Below are 26,010 nucleotides of genomic sequence, written 5' to 3'. Positions count from 1 at the left end.
ACAGCGTAAAGAAAGTCTTGATATAACTGATAGCCTACACGCAAAGCAGGGCTCCCTTTCAGTAAGCGATCCACAATATCGGTCTCTGTTAAATGAGCTTTGAAGCCAGGTCGCCAAAGGCGTCGAGTATAATCAAGCTTGCGTTCATCTTTTTGAAGAAGTTTCCAGTATCTTTTTAATTGCTTACCTAATTGATAGTGTTTTTGTTCTTTGCTTTTTAATAGTTGGTTCGTTTCTTTGATTCGATGATTGCGAAAGGTACGACCAATATGTTGGACGATGTGAAACCGGTCAATAATCAGCTGTGCTTTTGGAAACAGCTTTTTAACGAGCGATACATAAGGAGCGTACATATCAATCACGATCCATTCGACCGCTTCACGAATTTCTCGTGAAAAATGACTAAAATAACGTTTTAAAAAAGGCAGTTGTCGGTTCTCGACAATGTCCAATAAGCGCTGTGTTTGTCCATCCATCATGATGAAACTCATAGCACCTGAAACACCCCGAACTGATTTGAATTCATCAAAACAAAGTACCTTAGGTAACGGTGTCCGAAAAGGATTCAACGGACGATAAAATCGCTTCATAATACGGTAAACAGAAGAGACCGATAGATTTTTCTGAGCGGCGATCTCTGTCATTGAGGTATTTTTTTTCAGACGAGTCACGACAGACCAGCGGACTTTCTCACTGATGAAACAATGTTTTTTCGCAACAGAAGTATCTGCGACAAAGGTCCGCTGACAAGCTTTGCATTTGAAGCGTTGCTTTTTCAATTCGAGGTAGGTACGGTATTCAGAAACATCGTTCATTAACAACCGGACGGTTGTTGTACCCCAACGCACAATATCTGAAGCAATCTGGTGTTTACAGTGGATGCATTCTTGGGCTGTATAAATCAAGTTTCCACGATAAATATGACAGATTTGCCCTTTGTATTTTTCTTTTGTGAGACAATTTTCGTTAAAAGTAACTGATAAGTCTAGAATATCTAATGTTTCTTTGATAAGGTGAGTGTAAGACATCTTGATTCCTCCTTTTGGGTTGGTTCGCCAAATTAATTCTAAAGGATTTCAAGGTGTCTTTTCTATATGTTTTGGAAAATAAAAAAGATGCTGGTGTCATCCACCAACATCAAAAAGTATAGAGCCTAAAAAAAAGGATCGCCGTTTAGAGGCGATCCTTTTTTTATTTACGTTTTTGTTTTCCAGCATTGCGACCTTTATTGCCGTTTGCTTTTGGTTGGTTCGTTTTTTGCGTTACTTTGTTTGTTTCTTTTGGTGTCACATCCTTAATAGGAGTAACCACTTGTTTTGGTGGGTTATTTTTCAATTCTTCTTGTACTTGTTTTTTAATTCTTGGACGTAAGAGGATATTTGTGATGGCAGATTGAATACATGTGAAAATACCACCAACTACCCAGTAAAGCGCTACGCCTGCAGGTGAGCTAAAGGACATGAAAACAATCATTAATGGTGAAACAATCAGCATTGATTTCATTGTTTTCTTTTGTTCTTCAGGAATACCAATCATTGAAATATAACCTTGAGCTAAATAGGCTAAACCAGCTAATGCCACTAAAATCATATTTGGTTGCCCTAAATTCATTCCTAAGAAGCTTGCCGTGGCAATACCTTTTGTATAACGAGCAGCAAAGAACAGAGAAGAGAAAATAGGCATTTGAATTAATAAAGGCAAACAACCAATTCCGCCAACCATACTCACATTGTTTTCTTTATAAATCTTTTGTAGTTCTGCTTGTGCGGCCATTTGTTCTTCACGCGTACTTGCTTGTTTCATTTTTGCTTGTGCAACATCCACTTGGGGTTTGATTGCTTGCATTTTTTCCGTTTGGATAAAGCTTTTTTTCGATTGATGTAAGCCTAACGGTAAAATAATGATCCGTACAATAATGGTGATAAAAATAATCGCCCAACCATAGTTCCAATTAAAGTTATCGACAAGATAAGTAATTGCATTACTCATCGGTAAAACAAGGAAGTTATAGACAAAACCTTCACCAGTTGGTTGTCCATCTGCTCCTGTTTTCACACAGCCTGATAAAAACATTACTAAAAATAGTAAGCCAGAGCCGTAAAGCCATCGGTTTAATTTACGCATGTAATTCGGTCCTTTTCTAAAAAATTTTTACATGGTTAACTATACTTGAAACAGCGCTCTTTTTCAATCAAAATCGAAAAGAAGCTCTTACAAAAATCAATAAAAAGCAGGAACTACTTGCTGTTCAAGGCTTCTTCCCAAAGAAATCAATCGTTAGAAAGTAAGTTTATTGGATTACTTTAAATTGTTCCGTTTCTTCTAACAAAGGGTCTTCTTGAATATCAACATACGTTACACGTCCCGCTGGACTGGGGGAATCTTTGATTTTTTTGATAAATGTTTCCATTATGTCTTCAGGTGCAATTGCTGTGATTGAAACGGACCCGTCGTCTTCGTTCTTCACCGAACCAGTGACACCTAATTGATCTGCCACCATTTTTGTCATGTAGCGGAAGCCAACACCTTGGACACGTCCTTGTACATTCATTCTTAGTTTTTCCATGAGAGACACTTCCTTTGCTTTTTTCTTTATGATAGCGATTTTTCTTGGTTCTAGCAAGTATCCAAGCAAGCTAGAAGCATGCTATAATACAAAGGCGAGGTGACTTATGAAAGAAATTACATCAACGAAAAATAACCAATTAAAAGAATGGAAAAAATTACACAAAAAGAAGTACCGAGAAGAACTGAACCAATATATAATAGAAGGATTTCATTTAGTTGAAGAAGCTGTGAAGGCCAATGCCGATGTCCAGTGGATTTTGTTTAACCAAAGAGGTCAACAAGAATGGGGAACTTGGTTAGCTGAACAAGAAACAGAAAAATTAATTTTTGTAAGTGATGAGGTTTTAAATAGTTTGTCGGAGCTGCCAACTTCACAAGGAATTTTGGCAATTGTCACCTTGGAAACGCAACAAGAGCAGTCGCTTTCTTTTAAAGGTGGTTGGTTACTTTTAGATAATATCCAAGACCCTGGTAATGTTGGTACGATGATTCGCACAGCTGATGCAGCAGGTTTAGCAGGTGTGATTTTAGGCAAAGGCACAGCAGATATTTACAATACAAAAGTGTTGCGCTCAATGCAGGGAAGCCACTATCATTTACCAGTTCTCCAACGAGAGTTGACTGAAGTGGTTCAGGCATTCAAGAAGCAAGGTCTACCAGTTTTCGGTACAGAACTAAATGAAGCTGCGATTGCTTATTATGAACAAGAGGCAGTGGAAAATTATGCGTTGATTTTAGGCAATGAAGGTAGTGGAGTTTCGCCAGAATTGTTAGCAGAAACCACGAAAAATCTTTATATTCCAATGAAAGGTCAAGCAGAATCATTGAATGTCGCTATCGCAGCGGGTGTGTTAATGTTTTATTTTGAAAATAATCAATAACAGAAACGAGTGTCAAAAAATGCTGACTATCAAAAAGACAACCCAGTTAACAGAAAAAGAATTAGAAACCATTATGGCTATTTGGCTGCAAACGAATCTAGAAGCTCATCCATTTGTCGCACCAACTTATTGGCAAGAAAATAAGGCATTTGTCCGCGCTGCGTTGCCAAAAGCAACACTGATCTTAGCGGAAGAAGAGGATCAGATAATTGGGTTTTTAGGCTTAATGGATAACTATATCGCAGGAATTTTTATAAAAAAAGCGTTTCAAGGGAAGGGCATCGGTCAGAAATTACTTCAAGTAGCAAAAGAAGAACAGGACCTCTTATCTTTGGCTGTTTACAGGGAAAATCAAGCAGCTTATGCCTTTTATCAAAAACAAGGCTTTGTCCAACAAAAGCGAACCATCGATGAAACGGGAAACGAAGAATGTCATCTTGTTTGGCAAGCGCAGTAGGAGCGACATTTCTAGTTTTAAGGCTTGCTATTTTTCTGAAAATATCTTATACTGTTAAAGGTGTGATTTTCACACACGAAATCCACATTCTTTTCCATCTGCGAAGTGGTGCTACTACGGTAGTTCTTCAAGGAGTTGACGAAAAGAAGAGGAAAATAAAAACCAAACTGGAGGAAACACAACATGGCAGTAATTTCTATGAAACAATTACTAGAAGCCGGCGTACACTTTGGTCACCAAACTCGTCGCTGGAACCCAAAAATGAAGAAATATATCTTCACAGAAAGAAACGGTATCTACATCATTGACTTACAAAAAACAGTGAAATTAGTAGATGCAGCTTACGATTACATGAAAAACGTTGCAGAAGAAGGCGGCGTTGCTTTATTCGTAGGAACTAAAAAACAAGCACAAGAAGCAATCAAAGATGAAGCAATCCGCGCTGGTCAATACTATGTAAACCATCGCTGGTTAGGTGGTACGTTAACTAACTGGGATACAATCCAAAAACGTATTGCTCGCTTGAAAAAAATCAATGCAATGGAAGAAGACGGCACTTTCGAAGTTTTACCTAAGAAAGAAGTTGCTGGCTTAAACAAAGAACGTGAACGTTTAGAAAAATTCTTAGGTGGTATCGCTGATATGCCAAGAATTCCAGATGTAATGTACATCGTTGACCCACGTAAAGAACGCATTGCTGTTCAAGAAGCACACAAATTAAACATTCCAATCGTTGCAATGGTTGATACAAACTGTGATCCTGATGAGATCGATGTTGTAATCCCTTCAAATGATGATGCAATCCGCGCTGTGAAATTAATCACTGCTAAAATGGCTGACGCTTTCATCGAAGGTAACCAAGGGGAAGACCAAGCAACTGAAGAGTTATTCGTTGAAGAAACACCAGAAGCAACTTCAATCGAAGAAATCGTTGATGTTGTTGAAGGAAATAACGAATCAGCTGAATAATAATGATTACGGAGCTGTCTCAAAGGCTAGGCGACAAAAAGCCTGATTCTCCTTTGAGATAGCTTTTTTAAAAAGAATTGATAATATCCGAGGAGGACACAAATAATGGCAGACGTTACAGCTAAAATGGTAAAAGAATTACGCGATATGACTGGCGTTGGAATGATGGACGCTAAAAAAGCATTAGTAAAAGTAGAAGGCGACATGGAAAAAGCCGTAGACTTTTTACGTGAAAATGGTATGGCTAAAGCAGCGAAGAAAAATGACCGCATTGCGGCTGAAGGTTTAGCAAACGTAGCAACTGTAGGTAACGTTGCAGCAATCGTTGAAGTAAACTCAGAAACTGACTTCGTTTCTAAAAACGAAATGTTCCAAGATTTAGTTAAAGATATTGCGACTAAAGTTGCTGAAAACAAACCAGCTACGATGGAAGAAGCAATGGCTATTAAAACTGAAAAAGGCACAATCGAATCTGATTTAATCGAAGCAACAACTGTTATCGGTGAAAAAATCAGCTTCCGTCGTTTTGAAGTTGTCGAAAAAGCTGACAATGCTGCATTTGGCGCTTACTTACACATGGGTGGCCGTATTGCTGTATTAACAGTTATCGATGGCACAACTGACGAAGAAGTAGCGAAAGATGTTGCTATGCACATCGCGGCAATCAACCCTCGCTATGTCAACGAATCTCAAATTCCTCAAGAAGAATTAGAACACGAAAAAGCTGTGTTAACTGAACAAGCATTAAACGAAGGTAAACCAGCAAATATCGTTGAAAAAATGGTTGTTGGTCGTCTACAAAAATTCAAAGCAGAAATCGCTTTGGTTGACCAACCATTTGTTAAAGATCCAGATATGACTGTCGAAAAATTTGTTGCTTCTAAAGGCGGCGAAGTAAAATCATTCGTACGTTTTGAAGTTGGCGAAGGTATCGAAAAACGTGAAGATAACTTTGCGGATGAAGTAATGAGCCAAATGAAAAACTAAGAGCATCAAACGCTCGGTTGAAAAGCCGTGAATCATAAGTATCTAAACAGACAGCGATCCCCAAAGGAAGCTGCATAAATTGATTACTGCTTGATTCAAGGCAGTCTTTCAGCCATTTGGGAACGCATAACTTTGATATGCGCTCCCTTTTTTTAGGCAAAACCAGTGGATCGCACTGCTTGGTCTAAAAAATCATTTTGGTGAAAAGTCATCTAAATGAGGAATTGAATGATTTTTAGAGAATCTTGGAGGGAATTATGATGGTTAAACCTAAGTATCAACGTGTCGTATTAAAGTTAAGTGGAGAAGCGCTAGCCGGAGAAGACGGTTTTGGCATTAAACCACCAGTCATTAAAGAAATCGTCCAAGAAATTAAAGAGGTCCATGAATTAGGTATCGAAATGGCCATCGTGGTTGGCGGCGGAAACATTTGGCGTGGACAAATTGGTGCTCAAATGGGCATGGAACGTGCACAAGCTGATTATATGGGCATGTTAGCTACTGTGATGAATGCCTTAGCATTGCAAGATACATTAGAAAATCTTGGTGTGCCTACACGTGTTCAAACATCAATTGAAATGCGTCAAATTGCAGAACCATACATTCGTCGTCGTGCAGAACGTCATTTAGAAAAAGGCCGCGTTGTTATTTTTGCCGGAGGAACAGGAAATCCTTACTTCTCGACAGATACAACGGCTGCGTTACGAGCTGCAGAAGTAGATGCGGACGTCATCTTAATGGCGAAGAACAATGTTGATGGTGTTTATTCTGCGGATCCACGTGTGGATGAAACAGCGACAAAATTTGAAGAACTAACACATTTAGATGTTATTTCTAAAGGGCTACAAGTAATGGATTCAACAGCAAGCTCATTAAGTATGGATAACGATATTCCTTTAGTTGTCTTTAACCTAAATGAAGCAGGAAATATCCGTCGTGCCATCCTTGGTGAAAATATCGGAACAACTGTAAGGGGGAAATAAAGAATGTCTAAAGAAGTTTTAGCAACAGCCAAAGAAAAAATGACAAAAGCGGAAGAAAGCTTACGCCGTGAATTAGGTCAGATTCGTGCTGGTCGTGCGAACGCAAGTCTATTAGACCGTATTCAAGTAGAATATTATGGTGCACCAACACCAGTTAACCAATTAGCAAGTATCAATATCCCAGAAGCACGTGTATTAATGATTACACCGTTTGACAAAAATTCTATCGCTGACATTGAAAAAGCTATTCAAATGAGTGATATCGGCATTAGCCCAACCAATGATGGAAATGTCATCCGTTTAGTGATTCCACAATTAACGGAAGAACGTCGGAAAGAATTAGCCAAAGACGTGAAAAAAGAAGCGGAGAACTCAAAAGTTGCTGTCCGTAACGTTCGTCGTGATGCAATGGATGAGTTGAAAAAAGCTCAAAAAAATGGCGACATCACTGAAGATGAATTACGTTCATTTGAAAAAGATGTTCAAAAATTAACAGATGATAGCATCAAAAATATCGATGCGATTACTGCTGAAAAAGAACAAGAACTTTTAGAAGTATAAAACCAATCACTAATAAAAATTATTGAATCCAGAGAAGCAAATGCTCTGGATTTTTTTGTATAGATGATGAAGGCGTATCTCAACGCTCTCTTTGCGAAAGTCATTCTAAAGTAATTATTTAAGAAAACGCTTTCTTTAATAAATTTTTTTATTCTACCAGAATTTTTTTCTTTGTGTAGAGAGGATCACTTAAAAATATAGAGAAACTTTGAAATATCAGCCTTTTAAAATTTTCCTTCACAAATTGAATCCTAAAATTTGATGATAAGAGTTGTTATTTTTAGCAATTGTAATTTGCGATTCATTCTCAATTAGGCTAAAATGAGTGAGAACGGAAAAACGATTAAAACAAGTTGGAGGGAATTGTACATGTCTGTGTTAGAAATCAAAAATTTACACGTATCAATTGAAGATAAAAAGATTCTAAAAGGAGTCGATTTAACAATTAATACTGGAGAAATCCATGCAATTATGGGACCTAATGGAACTGGTAAATCTACTTTATCAGCAGCAATTATGGGAAATCCCAACTATGAAGTCACAGAAGGAGAAATTCTATTTGACGGCGTCAACGTTTTAGATTTAGAAGTAGACGAACGCGCTCGCCTAGGCTTATTCTTAGCAATGCAATACCCAAGTGAAATTCCAGGGATTACCAATGCTGAATTCATGCGTGCAGCAATCAATGCAAAACGTGACGAAGACAACAAAATGTCAGTCATGCAGTTCTTAAAAAAATTAGATAGCAAAATGGAATTATTAAATATGCCTGAAGAAATGGCTGAGCGTTACTTAAACGAAGGTTTTTCTGGCGGCGAGAAAAAACGAAATGAAATTTTACAATTATTGATGTTAGAGCCTACGTTTGCCATTTTAGATGAAATTGATTCAGGCTTAGATATCGATGCGTTAAAAGTAGTTTCTAAAGGGGTTAATGAAATGCGCGGCGAGAACTTTGGTGCGTTAATTATTACCCATTATCAACGCTTATTGAACTATATCACGCCAGATGTTGTTCATATCATGATGGAAGGCCGCGTTGTGAAAACCGGTGGGGCTGATTTGGCAAAACGTTTAGAAACAGAAGGCTATGCTGGTATCAGCCAAGAATTAGGTATTGATTACAAAGAAGAAGCGTAAGGAGGACAAGATAAATGAAAAAAGTAAATCTAATGGATTATCTTGACGAAGTCACCGCTTTTTCACTAGAACATGAAGAACCAGCTTGGATGACTGAATTGCGAACAACGGCTTTAAAAAACGCTGACGAAAGTGAGTTACCACATATTGATCGTGTGAAATTTCATCGTTGGCCTTTATTAAATGTTCACATGGAAAGTTATGTGCCTTCTGAAGGAAATGTCGCAAGTTTTGATCAAATGAAAGACAATCCTTTAATTGTTCAACAAGGATCTTTTCATGCTTTTGAGCAATTGCCAGCCTCATTAGCGGAACAAGGGGTAATTTTTACAGACATTTTTACTGCTTTACAAGAGCACCCAGAATTAGTTAAAGAATACTATATGACTAAAGCTGTATTACCAGAAGAAGATAAGCTGACAGCAGCTCATGCAGCTTTCATGAATAGTGGCGTTTTCTTATACGTTCCTAAAAACGTAGTGATTGAAGAGCCCATTGAATCTTTGTTTATTCAGGATTCAGATAGCAACCAACCTTTCTTTAAACATGTTTTAATCGTTGCAGATAATCATAGTGAATTCAGTTATTTAGAACGTTTTCAATCAACTGGTCATCACGCAGAGAAAGCTTCTGGAAATATCGTTGTGGAAGTGATTGCGAAAGATGGCGCAAAAGTTAAATACTCAGCTGTGGATCAATTAGGGCAAACTGTAACGACTTATATGAATCGTCGTGGCTATATTATGCGGGATGCCTCTGTTGATTGGGCTCTAGGCGTCATGAATGATGGCGATGTTGTTGCTGATTTTGATTCTGATTTAGTTGGCGAAGGCGCTCATTCAGAAGTTAAAGTCGTTGCAATTAGTGCAGGTAAACAAACACAAGGCATCGACACACGAGTGACAAACAAAGCGCCGCATTCAATTGGTCATATTTTACAACATGGAGTTATTCGTGAACGTGGTACTTTAACGTTTAACGGAATTGGCCACATTTTAAAAGGAGCAAAAGGAGCCGACGCACAACAAGAAAGTCGTGTTTTAATGTTGTCTGATAAAGCTCGTGGTGATGCCAATCCAATTCTTTTAATTGATGAAAATGAAGTGACTGCCGGACACGCAGCCAGCGTTGGTCGAGTAGATCCAGAAGAAATGTATTATTTAATGAGCCGCGGCTTGCGTAAAGAAGAAGCGGAACGTTTGGTGATTCGTGGCTTCCTAGGTTCTGTCATTACAGCAATTCCAGTTAAAGAAGTACAAAATGAATTTGTAGAAGTAATTGAAGGGAAGTTAAACGCATGATGGATGCAGCAACCATTCGTCAATCGTTTCCTATTTTATTTCAAGAAGTTAATGATGAACCGCTAGTTTATTTAGACAATGCTGCGACAACCCAAAAACCAACGGCAGTGTTAGATGTTTTACGACATTATTATGAAACCGATAATGCCAATGTTCATCGTGGGGTGCACACGTTAGCCGAACGAGCAACGAAGGACTATGAGGCCTCCCGCGAAAAGGTTCGCCAATTTATCCATGCCAAAGAAACAGCGGAAGTTTTATTTACACGAGGAACAACAACCAGTTTGAATTGGATTGCCAAAAGTTATGGTGACTTGGCAGTTACAGCCGGGGATGAAATCGTCATATCTTACATGGAACATCATTCAAACATTATTCCCTGGCAACAATTAGCTCAACGTACAGGGGCCATTTTGAAGTATATAGACGTCACTGAAGACGGCTTTTTAGACATGGCAAGTGCACGTCAACAAATTACAGAAAAAACGAAAATTGTTTCGATTGCTCATGTTTCAAATGTGTTAGGGGTCATTAATCCAATCGAAGAATTAACACAATTAGCTCATCAAAATGGCGCTGTGATGGTGGTAGACGGCGCGCAAGCAGTTCCTCATATGCCTGTGGACGTTCAAGCCATCGATGCTGATTTTTATGCATTTAGTGGTCACAAAATGTGTGGACCAACTGGAATTGGTGTCCTTTATGGCAAACGTCATTTATTGGAACAAATGGAACCTGTGGAATTTGGTGGCGAAATGATTGACTTTGTTCATCTTCAAGAAAGTACTTGGAAAGAGCTTCCATGGAAATTTGAAGCTGGCACACCTAATATTGCTGGGGCAATTGCCTTAGGTGCCGCCATTGATTATTTAACAGAAATTGGTTTAGAGGCCATTCATCAACATGAAGCAGCCCTTGTTCACTATGTTTTGCCGAAGTTGCAAGCTATCGAGGGCTTGACGATTTATGGTCCACAGGATCCAAAAGACCACACAGGTGTGATTGCTTTTAATATTGACGGTTTACATCCACATGATGTGGCTACGGCGTTAGATATGGAAGGGATCGCTGTCAGAGCGGGTCACCATTGCGCGCAACCGCTATTAAACTATTTGAGCGTGCCAGCAACTGCACGGGCAAGTTTTTATTTATACAATACCAAAGAAGACGCAGATCGCTTAGTTGAAGCGATTAAAGCGACAAAGGAGTTTTTCCAGCATGGCACTTTCTAAATTAGATAACTTATATCGCCAAGTCATTTTGGACCATTCTAGCCACCCACATCACCACGGAACGCTAGATGCGTCTAGCCAAACAATTGAACTGAATAATCCTACTTGTGGAGATGTGATTGAACTGGATGTGGCCATTGAAGACGGTGTGATTAAAGATATCGCCTTTCAAGGAAGTGGCTGTTCTATCAGTACAGCAAGTGCTAGTATGATGACTGATGCGGTCTTAGGAAAAACAATCGCCGAAGCAACGGCCTTAGCAGAGGATTTCTCTCAACTTGTTCAAGGAAATGAAGTGGCCGAAGATGAAAAATTAGGCGATGCAGCAATGTTAAGCGGCGTAGCTAAATTTCCAGCTCGGATCAAATGTGCAACCTTGGCTTGGAAAGCCTTAGAGCAGGCTGTTGCTAATAACGGCCAAGGCGAAGCCGGTCATTTACATTGTGAAAAATAAAGAAAGGGTGACGACGAATTGAGTACAGTACCTGAATTAGAAGAATATAAATTTGGCTTTCACGACGATGTGGAACCAGTCTTTAGTACCGGAGACGGCCTAACAGAAGACGTCGTTCGCGAAATTTCTCGCGTGAAAGGCGAACCAGAATGGATGCTTGACTTCCGTTTAAAATCGTTAGAACAATTCAATAAAATGCCCATGCAAGAATGGGGTCCAGACCTGTCAGATATTGACTTTAGTAAAATTAAATATTACCAAAAACCGAGTGACAAACCCGCACGCGATTGGGATGATGTACCTGATAAAATCAAAGAAACCTTTGAAAAAATTGGGATTCCCGAAGCTGAGCGTGCTTATCTAGCTGGGGCTTCTGCTCAATATGAATCAGAAGTTGTTTACCACAATATGAAAGAAGAATTTGAAAAATTAGGCATCATTTTTACAGATACTGACTCTGCGTTAAAAGAATATCCTGACTTATTCAAAGAGTATTTTTCAAAACTTGTGCCGCCAACAGATAATAAACTGGCCGCTTTAAACTCAGCTGTTTGGTCAGGCGGAACCTTTATTTATGTACCAAAAGGCGTTCGAGTTGATGTACCATTACAAACATATTTCCGAATCAACGCTGAAAATACTGGCCAATTTGAACGGACCTTGATTATTGTCGATGAAGGGGCCAGCGTTCACTATGTTGAAGGTTGTACGGCACCCACGTATTCAAGTAACAGCTTGCATGCGGCCATCGTAGAAATTTTCACTAGAAAAGATGCTTATTGTCGTTATACCACTATTCAAAACTGGTCAGATAACGTCTACAACTTAGTAACCAAACGTGCTAAAGCTTACGAAGGTGCCACTGTCGAATGGATTGATGGGAACCTAGGAGCTAAAACAACCATGAAATACCCAAGCGTTTACTTAGATGGCAAAGGTGCCCGTGGCACGATGTTATCGATTGCCTTTGCTGGCGCTAACCAAATCCAAGATACTGGGGCCAAAATGATTCACAATGCGCCGAATACCTCTAGCTCAATTGTTTCAAAATCAATTGCTAAAGACGGCGGCGAAGTTAACTACCGTGGCCAAGTGACTTTTGGCAAAGACAGCGCAGGTTCGATTTCCCACATCGAATGCGACACGATTATCATGGACGAAAAATCAAAATCAGATACAATTCCATTTAACGAAATCCATAACAGCCAAGTGTCCTTAGAACACGAAGCCAAAGTTTCAAAAATTTCTGAAGAACAATTATATTATCTAATGAGTCGCGGCTTGTCTGAAGCCGAAGCGACAGAAATGATTGTTATGGGCTTTGTTGAACCATTTACGAAAGAATTACCGATGGAATATGCGGTTGAGTTGAATCGGTTGATTAGTTATGAGATGGAAGGCAGTGTCGGCTAGTTTTTCACTCTACCAACAAATAATCAACCAAAATAACAACGGAAAGCCAAACAAGAAACATACTAATCATGCTTCTTCAAAGAAGCACAAATAAAAAAGCGATGACTCGAGAAGAAAATCTCTATGGAGTCATCGCTTTTCTTATATTTTAGTTAAAAAATCATTTCACCAAAGGTTGAAGTAACTTGTTCCAGAAACTAATGAGTGGGCCAGCACCAAATGCACAAATAATTGTACCAATCCCAATTGGACCACCAGCAATAAAGCCAATTAATAGGACAAATAAATCTTGTGCTTTTCGAACAGAAGCGTAAGGTTTGTTGATTTGTTGACAAATGGTTGGCGCAATCGCATCATAGGGGGATTCGCCTTGATCTGTAGCCATGTATAAGGAGCAGCCAAATGTAAAAATCAGGACTCCGACGAATAAAGAAAGTAGTTTGCCAATTGTTGAGCCTCCTAAACTATCGGCGTAAGGTTGAAGCCAAGTAGAAATCTGTTGAATCAAAATCCCTACTAAAAGCATATTTAAAATAGTTCCTAGACCAATGGCTTTTTTGTTTTTTAAATAGACATAGAATAAAATAAACGCATTGACAATAATTTGAAAAATGCCTAATTGCATACCAAACATTGAAGAAAGTCCGATATTCATAGCAGTGAAAGGATCAACTCCTAAACCTGCCACTCTTAAAGTGGATGCGCCAATCCCGATAATAACTAAACCAATTAAAATTAAAAGAACATTTTTGACTAGTTTCATGGTAAGCCTCCTGAATAGATTTTGTGTGTGATAGTACAAAGTCTGCAACAAAAATTCATAGAGAATTTTGTTGCAGACTACTTTTTAACCAGCTCCGTGTTGGAACGAAGGGTATAGAGACATCCCGCCATCTACAAAGAGTGTTGTTCCGGTTACGTATGAGGATTCATCAGAAGCTAACCAAGCGGCCGCAGCAGCTACTTGATTGGGTTTACCAATAATGCCCATAGGAACCATGCTCGTTGTTTGTTTTAACTGTTCGGGATCGGAAAATTTTTCAGCATTAATAGGTGTGTTAATCGCTCCAGGTGCAATACAGTTGGCACGAATACCATATTCCGCATATTCCAAAGCGATTGTTTTCGTGAACATTTCGGTTGCGCCTTTACTTGCCGCATAGTGGGCGAACGTTGGCCAAGGAATTCTTTGGTGTACGGAGGACATATTAATGATTGACCCTTTGATTTTTTGATCTCTAAATATTCGGAGTGCCTCTCTAGAACCCAAAAAGACACCGTTTAAATTGACATCAATGACACGTTGCCATTCTTTTAATGGCATATCAATTGTCGGAAAAGAAGCCTCCACACCGGCGTTATTTACCCAAATGTCAACATGACCAAACTCTTTTAAAGCGGTTTCAGCTAACGCTTTAATATCTTCTTCATTAGAGACATCAGCCTTCACGAATTTTACGCGGTCTGCGTGCTTGGCTTGGACATCTTCAAATTCTTTAGGCAGCTCACCGACATAGTCAGCAACAACATTCATGCCCTCTAAGATATAACGCAGAGTAATAAATAATCCTAAACCCGTAGCTGCACCAGTGACAACGGCCACTTTACCATGTAATTCTCCATACATTGATTCATTCCCCCTAAAATTACTATTAATACTTTCATGGTAGCACATGTCAATCAGCGTGTTGATAAAATACGACAAACTGTCGGAAAAGTTTAGGCTCTAAAGTTAGCTACTATTGTTGAAGGTCTTTAAAAAAATACTGGTCGTAGTAATCAATTCCTCTCATTTATAGAGTTTTCTAAAAAAACACAAAATATCTAGGCGAAGTGGTCAAGTCCAATGGTTATTTATGAGTGAATATGCTAAAATAAAACTTGTCTTACATAAGGAAAGATTTGTTCACTAACAGTGGCGACTGTTCTCAGTAAACAGTTGCACTGGTTTATCGGGAAGGGAACAGAGCAAGTTTTACGAGACTTTCCCATGTAATAATAAAAAGCACTGAACGTCAGTGAATGAAGGAAGAAGGACATCTATGAAAACAATTATCACATTCATTATTGTCTTCGGTATTCTTGTCCTCGTACATGAATTTGGCCACTTTTATTTTGCAAAACGAGCGGGTATTTTAGTTCGTGAGTTTGCAATCGGAATGGGACCAAAGATTTTTGCGCATCGTGGAAAAGATGGCACCACTTATACGATTCGCTTATTGCCGATTGGTGGCTATGTGCGAATGGCTGGGATGGGCGAAGACATGACAGAAATCACACCAGGTATGCCTCTATCTGTTGAGTTAAATGCCGTGGGTAATGTGGTTAAAATTAATACAAGTAAAAAAGTACAATTACCTCATAGTATTCCGATGGAAGTCGTTGATTTTGATCTTGAAAAAGAATTATTCATCAAGGGCTATGTCAATGGAAACGAGGAAGAAGAAACCGTTTATAAAGTTGACCATGATGCAACGATTATTGAAAGTGATGGAACCGAGGTGCGGATTGCGCCACTTGACGTTCAATTTCAATCAGCGAAATTATCGCAACGCATTTTGACGAACTTTGCGGGACCCATGAATAACTTTATCTTAGGGTTTATTCTGTTTACGTTAGCGGTCTTTCTACAAGGAGGCGTCACTGATTTAAACACGAACCAAATTGGACAAGTGATTCCTAATGGCCCAGCCGCAGAAGCTGGGTTGAAAGAAAACGATAAAGTCTTATCGATTAATAATCAAAAAATCAAAAAATACGAAGATTTTACAACCATTGTGCAGAAGAACCCCGAAAAGCCGTTGACGTTCGTAGTTGAGCGTAACGGCAAAGAAGAGCAACTAACAGTGACACCAGAAAAACAAAAAGTGGAAAAACAAACGATTGGTAAAGTCGGCGTTTATCCTTATATGAAAACCGATTTACCGTCAAAATTGATGGGCGGTATTCAGGATACTTTAAATAGTACGACACAGATTTTTAAAGCACTGGGCTCACTATTCACAGGCTTTAGTTTAAACAAACTAGGTGGGCCAGTCATGATGTTTAAGTTATCGGAAGAAGCATCCAATGCTGGAGTAAGTACAGTTGTATTCTTAATGGCCATGTTGTCAATGAACTTAGGGATTATTAATTTGTTGCCGATCCCAGCTTTAGATGGCGGGAAAATTGTCTTAAACATTATTGAAGGTGTACGTGGAAAACCAATTAGTCCTGAAAAAGAAGGCATCATTACGTTAATTGGCTTTGGGTTTGTCATGGTGTTAATGGTGTTAGTTACTTGGAACGATATTCAACGCTTTTTCTTTTAAGGAGAAAGCTTAAGTAAAAAAGTGTGTAAAGAAATCAAAAATAGTTGATTTTAAAATAGAGGAGAGTTTTAATGAAACAGTCAAAAATGTTAATTCCAACGTTAAGAGAAGTACCAAATGATGCAGAAGTCTTAAGTCATCAAATTCTGTTGCGCGCAGGCTATATTCGTCAAGTCGCTGCAGGGATCTATTCTTATTTACCTTTAGCCAATCGTGTTTTAGAAAAATTAAAAACGATTATGCGAGAAGAATTTGAGAAAATTGATGCAGTTGAAATGTTAATGCCTGCGTTATTGCCCGCAGAACTTTGGAAAGAATCAGGCCGTTATGAAACTTATGGACCTAACTTGTATCGCTTAAAAGATCGCAATGACCGTGACTATATCTTAGGCCCAACGCATGAAGAAACCTTCACAGAATTAATTCGTGATGAAATCAATTCTTACAAACGATTACCTTTGAATTTATACCAAATTCAAACAAAATATCGTGATGAAAAACGCCCACGTTCTGGCTTATTAAGAGGCCGTGAATTTATCATGAAAGATGGCTATTCTTTCCATGCCGATGAAGCTAGTTTAGATCAATCATACCGTGATTACGAAAAAGCTTACTCACGCATTTTTGAACGCTGTGGACTAGAATTCCGTGCCATTATTGGGGACGGTGGTGCCATGGGTGGTAAAGATTCTAAAGAATTTATGGCGATTTCTGAAATTGGGGAAGATACTATTTGCTATTCAACAGAAAGTGATTATGCTGCCAATTTAGAAATGGCAACAAGTCTTTATACGCCGAAAAAATCACATGAAACACAATTAGATTTAGAAAAAATTGCAACACCAGAAGTGGGTACAATTGCCGAAGTGGCAAACTTCTTTGAAGTTGAGCCACAACGTATTATTAAATCAGTACTATTTATTGCCGATGAAGAGCCAGTAATGGTCTTGGTTCGTGGCGATCATGATGTCAATGATGTCAAATTGAAAAACTTCTTAGGCGCTGATTTCCTAGATGAAGCAACAGAAGAAGATGCTCGCCGTGTCTTAGGAGCGGGCTTTGGTTCAATTGGTCCAGTCAATGTTTCCGAAGATGTTAAAATTTATGCAGATTTAGCCGTTCAAGATTTAGCCAACGCCATTGTTGGAGCTAACGAAGATGGCTATCATTTGACAAATGTAAATCCAGATCGTGATTTCCAACCAATTAGTTACGAAGATTTACGCTTTGTTCAAGAAGGCGATCCTTCTCCTGATGGCAATGGTGTCTTAGCCTTTACTAAAGGAATCGAAATTGGTCACATCTTTAAATTAGGAACGCGTTATAGTGATGCTATGGGCGCAACAGTTTTAGATGAAAACGGTCGTGAAAAATCAGTGATCATGGGTTGCTATGGCATCGGCGTTAGTCGTTTACTTTCAGCAATCGTTGAACAAAATGCAGACGAGCGCGGTATTAATTGGCCAACAGGAATTGCGCCATTTGATTTACACGTGGTCCAAATGAATGTGAAAGATGAGTATCAAACAAAACTATCACAAGAAGTTGAAGCAATGATGACCGAAGCGGGCTACGAAGTATTAGTTGATGACCGCAACGAGCGCGCAGGCGTAAAATTTGCTGATGCTGATTTAATTGGTTGTCCAATCCGTATCACAGTCGGTAAAAAAGCAGTCGATGGTGTGGTAGAAGTCAAAATCAAACGTACTGGTGAAATGTTGGAAGTACGCAAAGAAGAATTAGAAAGTACACTTTCTATTTTGATGAACACAACATCAGAAGTGGAATAATAATGAAAAGGGCGGACAGAATGATTAGGATAAACTGTTTCCGCCACTTATCAGCGTTTAAGCTTGAAGCAAAAATCTAAAGTGATTTTTGCTTCAAGCTCTTCTTAGCTCTTTTTAGAAAAGAAACAAGATTGTTTTTTTACAAAAAACGAGTATACTTAATAGAGAAGCGAATGCAGAGAAACCGAAAAAAGGCACTTGACAGATTTGTCTGAGGGCCTTTTTTCAATGATAGAAGGAGGTTCATTTTGTGACAGAAAAAGCACGCGATTTATTTGATAAACTGATGACGCAAATTCAGTTAGATGACACAGCGAAAGAACATCCCTTAATTCAAAATGGCCGGATTGACAAGGTCATTGTTCACCAACAAAGTCGCTTATGGGAATTTCATTTAAGTTTTGATGAATTGATGCCAGTGATGCTATATCAAACATTTATGCAACAATTGGAACTAGCTTTTCAACAAATTGCGCAGGTTTCCGTTCAAATAACCACAAATCAGACAACATTTACTGAGGAACAATTAACGGATTATTGGCAATTGGCCTTGTTAAATAGTCAATGCAATACGCCGTTAGTTCAGAAAGTCTTAAAAACACAGACACCACAATTTGAAGATCGGAAAATTATCTTACCTGTTGATAATGAAGCAGTTATTCCTTATTTGAAGCAACAATATTTACCAATTATTGAGGAACTTTATTTCTCTTACGGGTTTCCTAAATTTCATATTGAACCAAAAATGGATCAACAGCAAGCTGCAGAAGTGCTGAAAAAGTTTGAAGAGCAAAAATTAGAACAAGCCGCAGCATTTCAACAACAAGCTGCTGAATCGCTTGTTAAACATGAACAAATGAAAAAAGAAAAACAACAACAAGCGCCTGCGTTTGATGGTCCAATTCGTTTAGGGCGGAATATTCCCAATGATGAACCCATTATGCCAATGGGAAATATACTGGAAGAAGAACGTCGGATAACGATTGAAGGCTTTATTTTTGATAAAGAAGTGCGTGAATTGCGTTCTAAACGAAAAATTTTAATTTTGAAAATAACTGATTATACTTCCTCTTTCGTGGTGAAGAAATTTTCGAATGGGGAAAAAGATGAACAAGTTTTTGATGCGATTCAACCGCAAAGTTGGATTCGTGTTCGTGGTAGTGTACAAGAAGATACCTTCATGCGTGATTTAGTCATGAATGCCCAAGATTTGATGGAAGTCGCCCATGCGCCAAGAAAAGACTACGCGCCAGAAGGTGAAAAACGTGTAGAATTACACATGCATAGTAACATGAGTACAATGGATGCGACCAATAAAGTCGGTGACTTGGTGGTGCAAGCGGGGAAATGGGGTCACAAGGCCATCGCAATTACGGATCATGGCGGCGCCCAAGCGTTTCCTGATGCCCATGCTGCAGGTAAAAAAGCAGGCGTTAAAATTTTATACGGCGTGGAAGCCAATATTGTTGATGATGGTGTACCTATTGCTTACAACGAAGAACATATTGAATTAACAGATGCTACCTATGTGGTCTTTGACGTGGAAACAACGGGGCTTTCCGCTGTTTATGATACAATTATTGAATTGGCCGCAGTCAAAATGCACAAAGGAAATGTCATTGAGACTTTTGAGCAGTTTATTGATCCTGGCCATCCATTATCTCAAACGACAATTAATTTAACTGGGATTACAGATGAAATGGTGCGCGGTTCAAAATCCGAAGAAGAAGTTTTACGCATGTTTAAAGAGTTTTCAGAAGGAACTATTTTAGTGGCCCACAACGCTTCTTTTGATATGGGATTCTTAAACACAAGTTATGGCAAACATGGAATACCTGAAGCGGCTAATCCCGTCATCGATACATTAGAATTATCCAGATTCTTGTATCCACATTTCAAAAGCCATCGTCTAAATACCTTATCGAAAAAATTTGGCGTCAACTTAGAACAACATCACCGCGCCATCTATGACTCGGAATCAACAGGTCATTTGTGCTGGATTTTCTTAAAAGAAGCGAAAGAGAATCATGATATGCATTTCCATGATGATTTGAATCGTCATATTGGCGAAGGAGACTCATACAAACGAGCTCGACCTTTCCATGCAACGATTTTAGCAACAACTCAAGCAGGATTAAAAAATCTTTTTAAATTGATTTCCATGTCCAATGTAGATTATTTTTTCCGAGTACCACGGATTCCTCGTTCGCAATTATCGAAGTTAAGAGAAGGACTTTTAATCGGTTCAGCATGTTCAAACGGCGAAATTTTTGAAGCAATGATGCAAAAAGGTGTCGAAGAAGCAAAAAATCGTGCCAAATTCTACGATTATATTGAAGTTATGCCCAAACCAGTTTACGCGCCATTAATTGAACAAGAATTGGTGAAAAATGAAGCAGATTTGGAAGAAATTATTAGTAATCTGGTGAAAATCGGTGACGAACTTGGTAAGCTGGTTGTCGCCACTGGAAATGTTCATTATTTAAATGAAGAAGATGCCATCTATCGGAAAATTTTAGTCGGGTCTATGGGCGGCGCTAATCCGTTAAATCGCCATAGTTTACCAAAGGTTCATTTCAGAACCACCGATGAAATGTTAACGGAATTTCAATTTTTAGGACAAGACGTCGCTAAGCGAATTGTAGTAGAAAATCCCAACAAAGTCGCTGATTTATGTGAAGAAGTTATTCCAGTAAAAGACGATTTGTATACGCCAAAAATTCCTGGGTCTGAACAAGAGATCACTGATTTAAGCTACAATCGTGCGCGCGAATTGTATGGCGATCCTTTACCAGAAATTGTCGAAAAACGGTTAGAAAAGGAACTGAATTCGATTAACGGGAATGGTTTCTCGGTTATTTATTTAATTTCTCAAAAACTGGTGCATAAAAGTAATGAAGATGGCTATTTAGTTGGTTCACGGGGCTCTGTCGGTTCGAGTTTTGTTGCGACAATGACAGGGATTACTGAAGTAAATCCTTTAGCGCCACATTATTATTGTCCTGAGTGTCAATATTCTGAGTTCTATGAAGATGGTTCCTATGGTTCAGGGTTTGATATGCCTGAAAAAGCCTGTCCAAATTGTGGTGCTCGATTGTTTAAAGATGGTCACGACATTCCTTTTGAAACGTTCTTAGGGTTTCATGGCGACAAAGTTCCCGATATCGATTTGAACTTTTCTGGCGATTATCAAGCCGAAGCCCATAACTACACGAAAGTTCTTTTTGGTGAAGAATATGTCTACCGGGCAGGAACCATTGGTACAGTAGCCGACAAAACAGCGTATGGCTTTGTTAAAGGATATGAAAGAGATCATAATTTACATTTGCGTGGTGCTGAAATTGATCGCTTAGCCAAAGGTTCAACAGGGGTTAAACGGACGACTGGGCAGCATCCCGGCGGTATTATTGTAATTCCTGATTACATGGATGTTTATGACTTTACGCCAATCCAATACCCTGCTGATGATCAAGAGGCAGAATGGAAAACGACGCACTTTGATTTCCATTCCATTCACGATAATATTTTAAAACTTGATATTTTAGGACATGATGATCCGACCGTGATTCGGATGTTACAAGATTTATCTGGGATTGAGCCAAAAACCATCCCAACAGACGATCCAGAAGTGATGCGTATTTTTGAAGGACCTGATGTTCTAGGTGTGGATGCAGAGCAAATTTATTCTAAAACAGGAACTTTAGGAATTCCTGAATTTGGGACACGTTTCGTTCGAGGTATGTTAGAACAGACCCATCCATCAACTTTTGCAGAATTACTTCAAATTTCTGGACTGTCTCACGGAACCGATGTGTGGCTAGGAAATGCAGAAGAATTGATTCGTCGTGGCGAAGCCAATCTTGCTGAAGTAATTGGTTGTCGGGATGATATCATGGTTTATTTAATTCATGCTGGTTTGGACAGTGGGATGGCCTTTAAGATTATGGAAACGGTACGTAAAGGACAATGGAATAAGATTCCTGATGAACTACGGGATACGTATTTAAATGCGATGAAAGAAAACAACGTCCCTGACTGGTATATTGATTCTTGTTCTAAAATTAAATATATGTTCCCGAAAGCCCATGCGGCAGCATACGTATTAATGGCGTTGCGGGTCGCTTACTTTAAAGTTTATTTCCCAATCTTATATTACTGTGCGTTTTTCTCCGTTCGGGCGGATGACTTCGACTTAGTGGCAATGTCACAAGGGAAAGAAGCTGTGAAAGCACGAATGAAAGAAATTACGGACAAAGGGATGGATGCCTCCACTAAAGAGAAAAACTTATTAACGGTTTTAGAATTATGTAATGAAATGCTGGAACGGGGCTATAAATTTGGCATGATTGATTTGTACAAATCGGATGCTGAAAATTTTGTGATTGAAGGGGATACCTTGATTGCACCTTTCCGAGCAGTGCCAAGTTTAGGACTCAACGTAGCGAAAGCCATTGTTGCTGCGCGAGAAGAGCAACCGTTCTTATCGAAAGAAGATTTGGCAACACGAGGCAAAGTTTCTAAAACGTTGATTGAATACATGAATGAAAATGGTGTCTTAAAAGACTTGCCAGATGAAAACCAATTATCATTATTTGATATGTTATAAAAGAAAAATCTCTTAGAAAAAGGCCGGTGAAGCAACTTATTCACCGGCCTTTTTTAGTCATCAAATAAATTAGAAAATCATTGCTGGAAGCGTTTTAATTACTTATTAAAAAGCCATCTTTATTTAATTATGTTGAGCTTGTGCATAAAAAGTAAAATGCTTATGATAAATGAAGAGCTTTATTTTTTTAATAAGAAAGGAATTGGTTATATGGACAAAAAGCAATTACGATGGTTCACCGTCGGGTTAATTGCCTTTAACATGGTCTGGGGTCTTGGAAATGTTGTGAATAATTATGCACAACAAGGGATTTCAGTGGTCACTTCATGGCTTTTGATTTTAGTTTTATATTTTATTCCCTATGCGTTAATCGTAGGACAGTTAGGTTCAACATTTAAAGACAGTAATGGTGGGGTTAGTTCGTGGGTGCAAAATACCAGTACCAAACGTCTAGCCTATTATGCAGCATGGACTTATTGGGTAGTGCACATTCCTTACTTGGCACAAAAACCACAAGCAATTTTAATTGCCTTAGGTTGGGCAGTTCAAGGGAATGGAAACCTAGTCAATACGATGCCAATCGTAACGGTATCATTTATTTCATTAATAATTTTCTTGGTTTTCTTGTTATTATCAACAAAAGGGTTAACCACCTTAAAAGTTATTGGTGGTTTAGCTGGAACCGCCATGTTTGTGATGTCTATTTTATTCATTTTATTAGCGGTAGGCGCACCATTTATTAATTCAACGGTTGAATTTGCGACGCCAAACATGTCACAAGTCAGCACTTACATTCCTAAATTTGACTTTAGTTATTTTACAACCGTATCAATGTTAGTTTTTGCGGTAGGTGGCGCTGAAAAAATTTCTCCTTACGTAAATGCAACTAAAAATCCAGCCAAAGAGTTCCCTAAAGGAATGATTTTCCTAGCAGCAATGGTTGGTTTATCGGCTGTTTTAGGTTCATTTGCAATGGGCATGTTATTCTCAAGTGACAATATTCCTAAAGATTTAATGGCAAATGGTGCCTACAGTGCCTTCCAAAAATTAGGCGCATATTATGGTGTCGGTAATCTCTTAATGATTGTTTATGCTTTGACGAATACAGTGGGTCAAGTGGCTGCGTTAGCCTTTTCAATTGATGCTCCACTGAAAATTCTTTTAGCTGAAGCAGATCCAGAATTTGTTCCAAGTTGGTTACGTAAACGTACGAAAAAAGGTACGTTAATTAATGGTTACTTATTAACAGGTATTTTAGTAAGTATTATTATTGCTTTACCGATGTTTGGGTTGAAGGACATGAACGAAGTGGTTAAATGGCTAACTAACTTAAATTCTGTAGTTATGCCAATGCGTTACTTGTGGGTCTTCTTTGCCTATATGCTTCTAAACAAAGCATACAAACAATTTAATTCAGAATATAAATTTGTTAAAAATCCTAAAATTGGTTTTGTGTTTGGTCTTTGGTGTTTCCTATTTACAGCCTTTGCTTGTATCCTAGGAATGGTGCCTAAATTTGAGTATGCCTCAGACCCTCAAGGCTGGTTGTTCCAATTAGCTTCTAACATTGTGACACCAATCGTCTTAATTCTATTAGGAATGATTTTACCAGCAATTGCACGTCGCGAGAAAAAAGACACGATTTTGCCAATTGATTCAGCAGAATAATTGGTTGCATGTTTCAAGGATAAAATAGTCAGTTTAAGTATTTTACGTGAGATAAATGGTCAATAGGACTGTTTGTCTCACGTTTTTTTTCTGTCGATTTTTCTCTAAAATTTCTATTGTCTCTTAAAAATATGAGAAAATCAGAAGAATTTCTCCTGTATACTAAAGGTATCTATCATTAAAAAATGGTTATTAACGGAGAAAAAGGAAGTGAACCTCATGACTAAAACACTTGAAACACAACCAGAAGAGAAAACGGTCTTTCTTTGTAAAGAAACGAATCCAGATTTTTTAGGACGAGAAATTTATGCGGATAATGTTGAAACACCGTATAATTTTTACTTAATTCGCAAGCTTTATTTAGCGAAAGAGTACCAAAATTTAGCAGAAGGGGAACAATTTTTTGAGGCTTTATGTGAAAGTTGGGATGAATCAGAACAGTTTGAAGAGTTAATTGTTAAAAAGATTTATGTCTATGTTGAAACGGAGCTAATGTACTACACTGTTTATTTTGGAAGCTTTGAGCCGACCACTCGTGACTTACGATTCGCACTGAAACAATGGATGTATGAAATACCGACAACTAAAAATAAAAAAACAGTCCGTATGAATGAAACCAATGTGCAAGTAGTGCCGCAAGAAAATCAATTAACGGAATTAGCTGGTGAAATTGCTGTCTTACGTGAAATGTTGACACTTTTAAAAGAAAATTTAGCCTCCTTAAATGAATCCGTTAATCAAACGAGAAATCCCGTCATTTCTAGACAAATAAAAACGATCCATTTGAAAAGAGCTTCTCCTGTGATAGCCGCAGAACAGGCATCGCTGAAAGTATCAGAGGATGCTAATCTGGAACAACCAGACGTCAATCTCTCGCCTGATAATCGGGAAAATCAAGAAGGTGAAACAACTGTAGCAACAAGTGAAGCAGTGCTTCCCGTTAACAAACTAGTGCTTGAAGAACCAGCGAAAGAACCAGTGTTATCTGAACCAGCGCCAATTAAAGAAGCGCTGCCAGAAAAAAAACAAGAAAACCAGCAGAGTACCGCGGCAAAACCTTTATTTACTTTTCCACAAGAAACAGAAAAAAGCTCGCTAAATTCAGTGAATGAGTCTGCCGAAAAAGAAGAGGAGCAGAAGCCAGAAAAAGAAGCTGTCTCTATGGAAAGTGAGAAAGAAAATTCATCAAGTCGGACAATTCCTGCAGACTTTCAACGACAATTGGACGAATTAGAAGAGGAAATTTATCGTCGCTTTATGAGTCGCCAGTTAGAGGATACTGATGGAAATCAAGCAGTACCGAAAATAACGATTGAAAAAAGACAGTTAGAAGCACAAATGTTTGAAGCAAAAGCATTCTCACAATCATTTAAACAAGTTCAAAAGAAAAAGGCAGGAGACGTGCGAATTTGCAATCAGTTAAGTTGTATGAAACTAGAAAAAGGATTAGATAAATTTTTAGACGAAGTTACAGAATATGTTGAAAAGCGGACACTATTTAATAAAAAGGTTCGTTGTCCGCTCCCAGTAATCAGAGAATTGGAAGGCTATGGGCAATTAAATCAGTATATGCAGAAAATCCTTGACTGTTATTAATCGTTTATTTAGGAGAAGGTAAGACAAAACCATTCAGTTTATCAGCTTTTAAGCCTGAAACAAAAATCACTTTGAATTTTTGTTTCAGGCTCT

General features: G+C 38.5%; 21 protein-coding genes. 16 read left to right on the top strand and 5 right to left on the bottom strand.

Going from position 1 to position 26,010, the window contains the following annotated elements; all coding sequences use genetic code 11:
- The 3 genes from KQI94_RS10690 to KQI94_RS10680 form a co-directional block, all read right to left on the bottom strand.
- Nucleotides 1-1,028: ISL3-like element IS1251 family transposase (locus KQI94_RS10690; protein WP_216454298.1), on the bottom strand; the 1,028-nt coding region annotated here is incomplete at its 3' end.
- Nucleotides 1,029-1,191: 163 nt separating this feature from the next.
- Nucleotides 1,192-2,124, bottom strand: coding sequence for a membrane protein insertase YidC (yidC, locus tag KQI94_RS10685; protein ID WP_002356755.1), 933 nt, complete (start codon nucleotides 2,122-2,124; stop codon nucleotides 1,192-1,194).
- 166 nt (nucleotides 2,125-2,290) lie between these two features.
- Nucleotides 2,291-2,566 (bottom strand): acylphosphatase, encoded by a 276-nt coding sequence (locus tag KQI94_RS10680; protein WP_002356756.1) that lies wholly within the window; start codon nucleotides 2,564-2,566, stop codon nucleotides 2,291-2,293.
- Between the two features lie 106 nt (nucleotides 2,567-2,672).
- Here KQI94_RS10680 and KQI94_RS10675 point away from each other — a divergent pair, with 106 nt between their 5' ends.
- The 11 genes from KQI94_RS10675 to sufB all read left to right on the top strand — a co-directional run bounded on the left by KQI94_RS10675 (nucleotide 2,673) and on the right by sufB (nucleotide 12,946).
- Complete coding sequence (locus KQI94_RS10675; protein ID WP_002356757.1) at nucleotides 2,673-3,449, top strand: RNA methyltransferase; 777 nt, start codon at nucleotides 2,673-2,675, stop codon at nucleotides 3,447-3,449.
- A gap of 19 nt (nucleotides 3,450-3,468) precedes the next feature.
- A complete protein-coding gene (locus KQI94_RS10670; protein ID WP_002368982.1) occupies nucleotides 3,469-3,906 on the top strand; it encodes a GNAT family N-acetyltransferase in 438 nt (145 codons plus the stop codon).
- 183 nt (nucleotides 3,907-4,089) lie between these two features.
- Complete coding sequence (rpsB, locus tag KQI94_RS10665) at nucleotides 4,090-4,875, top strand: 30S ribosomal protein S2 (protein ID WP_002356759.1); 786 nt, start codon at nucleotides 4,090-4,092, stop codon at nucleotides 4,873-4,875.
- Between the two features lie 105 nt (nucleotides 4,876-4,980).
- Nucleotides 4,981-5,862: a translation elongation factor Ts gene (gene tsf / locus KQI94_RS10660; RefSeq protein WP_002356760.1), complete on the top strand. Its 882-nt coding sequence runs from the start codon at nucleotides 4,981-4,983 to the stop codon at nucleotides 5,860-5,862.
- A gap of 260 nt (nucleotides 5,863-6,122) precedes the next feature.
- A complete protein-coding gene (gene pyrH, locus KQI94_RS10655; protein ID WP_002356761.1) occupies nucleotides 6,123-6,845 on the top strand; it encodes a UMP kinase in 723 nt (240 codons plus the stop codon).
- A 3-nt stretch (nucleotides 6,846-6,848) separates the two neighbouring features.
- Nucleotides 6,849-7,406, top strand: a complete 558-nt coding sequence (gene frr, locus KQI94_RS10650; protein WP_002356762.1) for a ribosome recycling factor — start codon at nucleotides 6,849-6,851, stop codon at nucleotides 7,404-7,406.
- Nucleotides 7,407-7,775: 369 nt separating this feature from the next.
- A complete protein-coding gene (gene sufC / locus KQI94_RS10645; protein ID WP_002356763.1) occupies nucleotides 7,776-8,546 on the top strand; it encodes a Fe-S cluster assembly ATPase SufC in 771 nt (256 codons plus the stop codon).
- Between the two features lie 14 nt (nucleotides 8,547-8,560).
- Nucleotides 8,561-9,847: a Fe-S cluster assembly protein SufD gene (gene sufD / locus KQI94_RS10640; protein ID WP_002368983.1), complete on the top strand. Its 1,287-nt coding sequence runs from the start codon at nucleotides 8,561-8,563 to the stop codon at nucleotides 9,845-9,847.
- The gene (locus KQI94_RS10635) at nucleotides 9,844-11,079 is read left to right on the top strand and encodes a cysteine desulfurase (protein ID WP_002368984.1); all 1,236 of its coding nucleotides are present in this window, start codon (nucleotides 9,844-9,846) and stop codon (nucleotides 11,077-11,079) included. The genes sufD and KQI94_RS10635 overlap by 4 nt, the downstream gene beginning before the upstream one ends.
- Entirely contained in the window at nucleotides 11,066-11,533 is a 468-nt protein-coding gene (sufU, locus tag KQI94_RS10630; protein WP_002356768.1) for a Fe-S cluster assembly sulfur transfer protein SufU, read from the top strand. Before KQI94_RS10635 ends, sufU begins: the two co-directional genes overlap by 14 nt.
- An 18-nt stretch (nucleotides 11,534-11,551) precedes the next feature.
- Nucleotides 11,552-12,946 (top strand): Fe-S cluster assembly protein SufB, encoded by a 1,395-nt coding sequence (gene sufB, locus KQI94_RS10625; RefSeq protein WP_002356769.1) that lies wholly within the window; start codon nucleotides 11,552-11,554, stop codon nucleotides 12,944-12,946.
- 160 nt (nucleotides 12,947-13,106) lie between these two features.
- On the opposite strand, the gene KQI94_RS10620 is transcribed toward sufB, so the two are convergent.
- Together KQI94_RS10620 and KQI94_RS10615 are read right to left on the bottom strand one after the other, a co-directional pair.
- A complete protein-coding gene (locus KQI94_RS10620; RefSeq protein ID WP_002389968.1) occupies nucleotides 13,107-13,709 on the bottom strand; it encodes a hypothetical protein in 603 nt (200 codons plus the stop codon).
- 84 nt (nucleotides 13,710-13,793) lie between these two features.
- Complete coding sequence (locus KQI94_RS10615; RefSeq protein ID WP_002359767.1) at nucleotides 13,794-14,573, bottom strand: SDR family oxidoreductase; 780 nt, start codon at nucleotides 14,571-14,573, stop codon at nucleotides 13,794-13,796.
- Between the two features lie 415 nt (nucleotides 14,574-14,988).
- Here KQI94_RS10615 and rseP point away from each other — a divergent pair, with 415 nt between their 5' ends.
- From rseP to KQI94_RS10590, 5 genes are all read left to right on the top strand, one after another.
- On the top strand, nucleotides 14,989-16,257 hold the full coding sequence (rseP, locus tag KQI94_RS10610) for an RIP metalloprotease RseP (RefSeq protein ID WP_002362168.1): 1,269 nt from the start codon (nucleotides 14,989-14,991) through the stop codon (nucleotides 16,255-16,257).
- Nucleotides 16,258-16,328: 71 nt separating this feature from the next.
- Nucleotides 16,329-18,047, top strand: a complete 1,719-nt coding sequence (locus KQI94_RS10605) for a proline--tRNA ligase (protein ID WP_002359769.1) — start codon at nucleotides 16,329-16,331, stop codon at nucleotides 18,045-18,047.
- A 250-nt stretch (nucleotides 18,048-18,297) separates the two neighbouring features.
- Nucleotides 18,298-22,653 carry a PolC-type DNA polymerase III gene (locus KQI94_RS10600; RefSeq protein WP_216454403.1) on the top strand — a complete coding sequence of 1,452 codons (4,356 nt, stop codon included), beginning with the start codon at nucleotides 18,298-18,300 and terminating at the stop codon, nucleotides 22,651-22,653.
- Between the two features lie 210 nt (nucleotides 22,654-22,863).
- Complete coding sequence (locus KQI94_RS10595; RefSeq protein ID WP_002356790.1) at nucleotides 22,864-24,321, top strand: amino acid permease; 1,458 nt, start codon at nucleotides 22,864-22,866, stop codon at nucleotides 24,319-24,321.
- Nucleotides 24,322-24,540: 219 nt separating this feature from the next.
- A complete protein-coding gene (locus tag KQI94_RS10590; RefSeq protein ID WP_002389965.1) occupies nucleotides 24,541-25,917 on the top strand; it encodes a hypothetical protein in 1,377 nt (458 codons plus the stop codon).
- Nucleotides 25,918-26,010 lie beyond the last annotated feature (93 nt).

The organism is Enterococcus sp. S183_ASV_20 (assembly GCF_018919685.1).
In the GTDB taxonomy this organism is placed as follows: domain Bacteria; phylum Bacillota; class Bacilli; order Lactobacillales; family Enterococcaceae; genus Enterococcus; species Enterococcus faecalis.
Note: the sequence above shows the minus strand (reverse complement) of the source record. Positions and strands in the feature narration are given on the sequence as shown.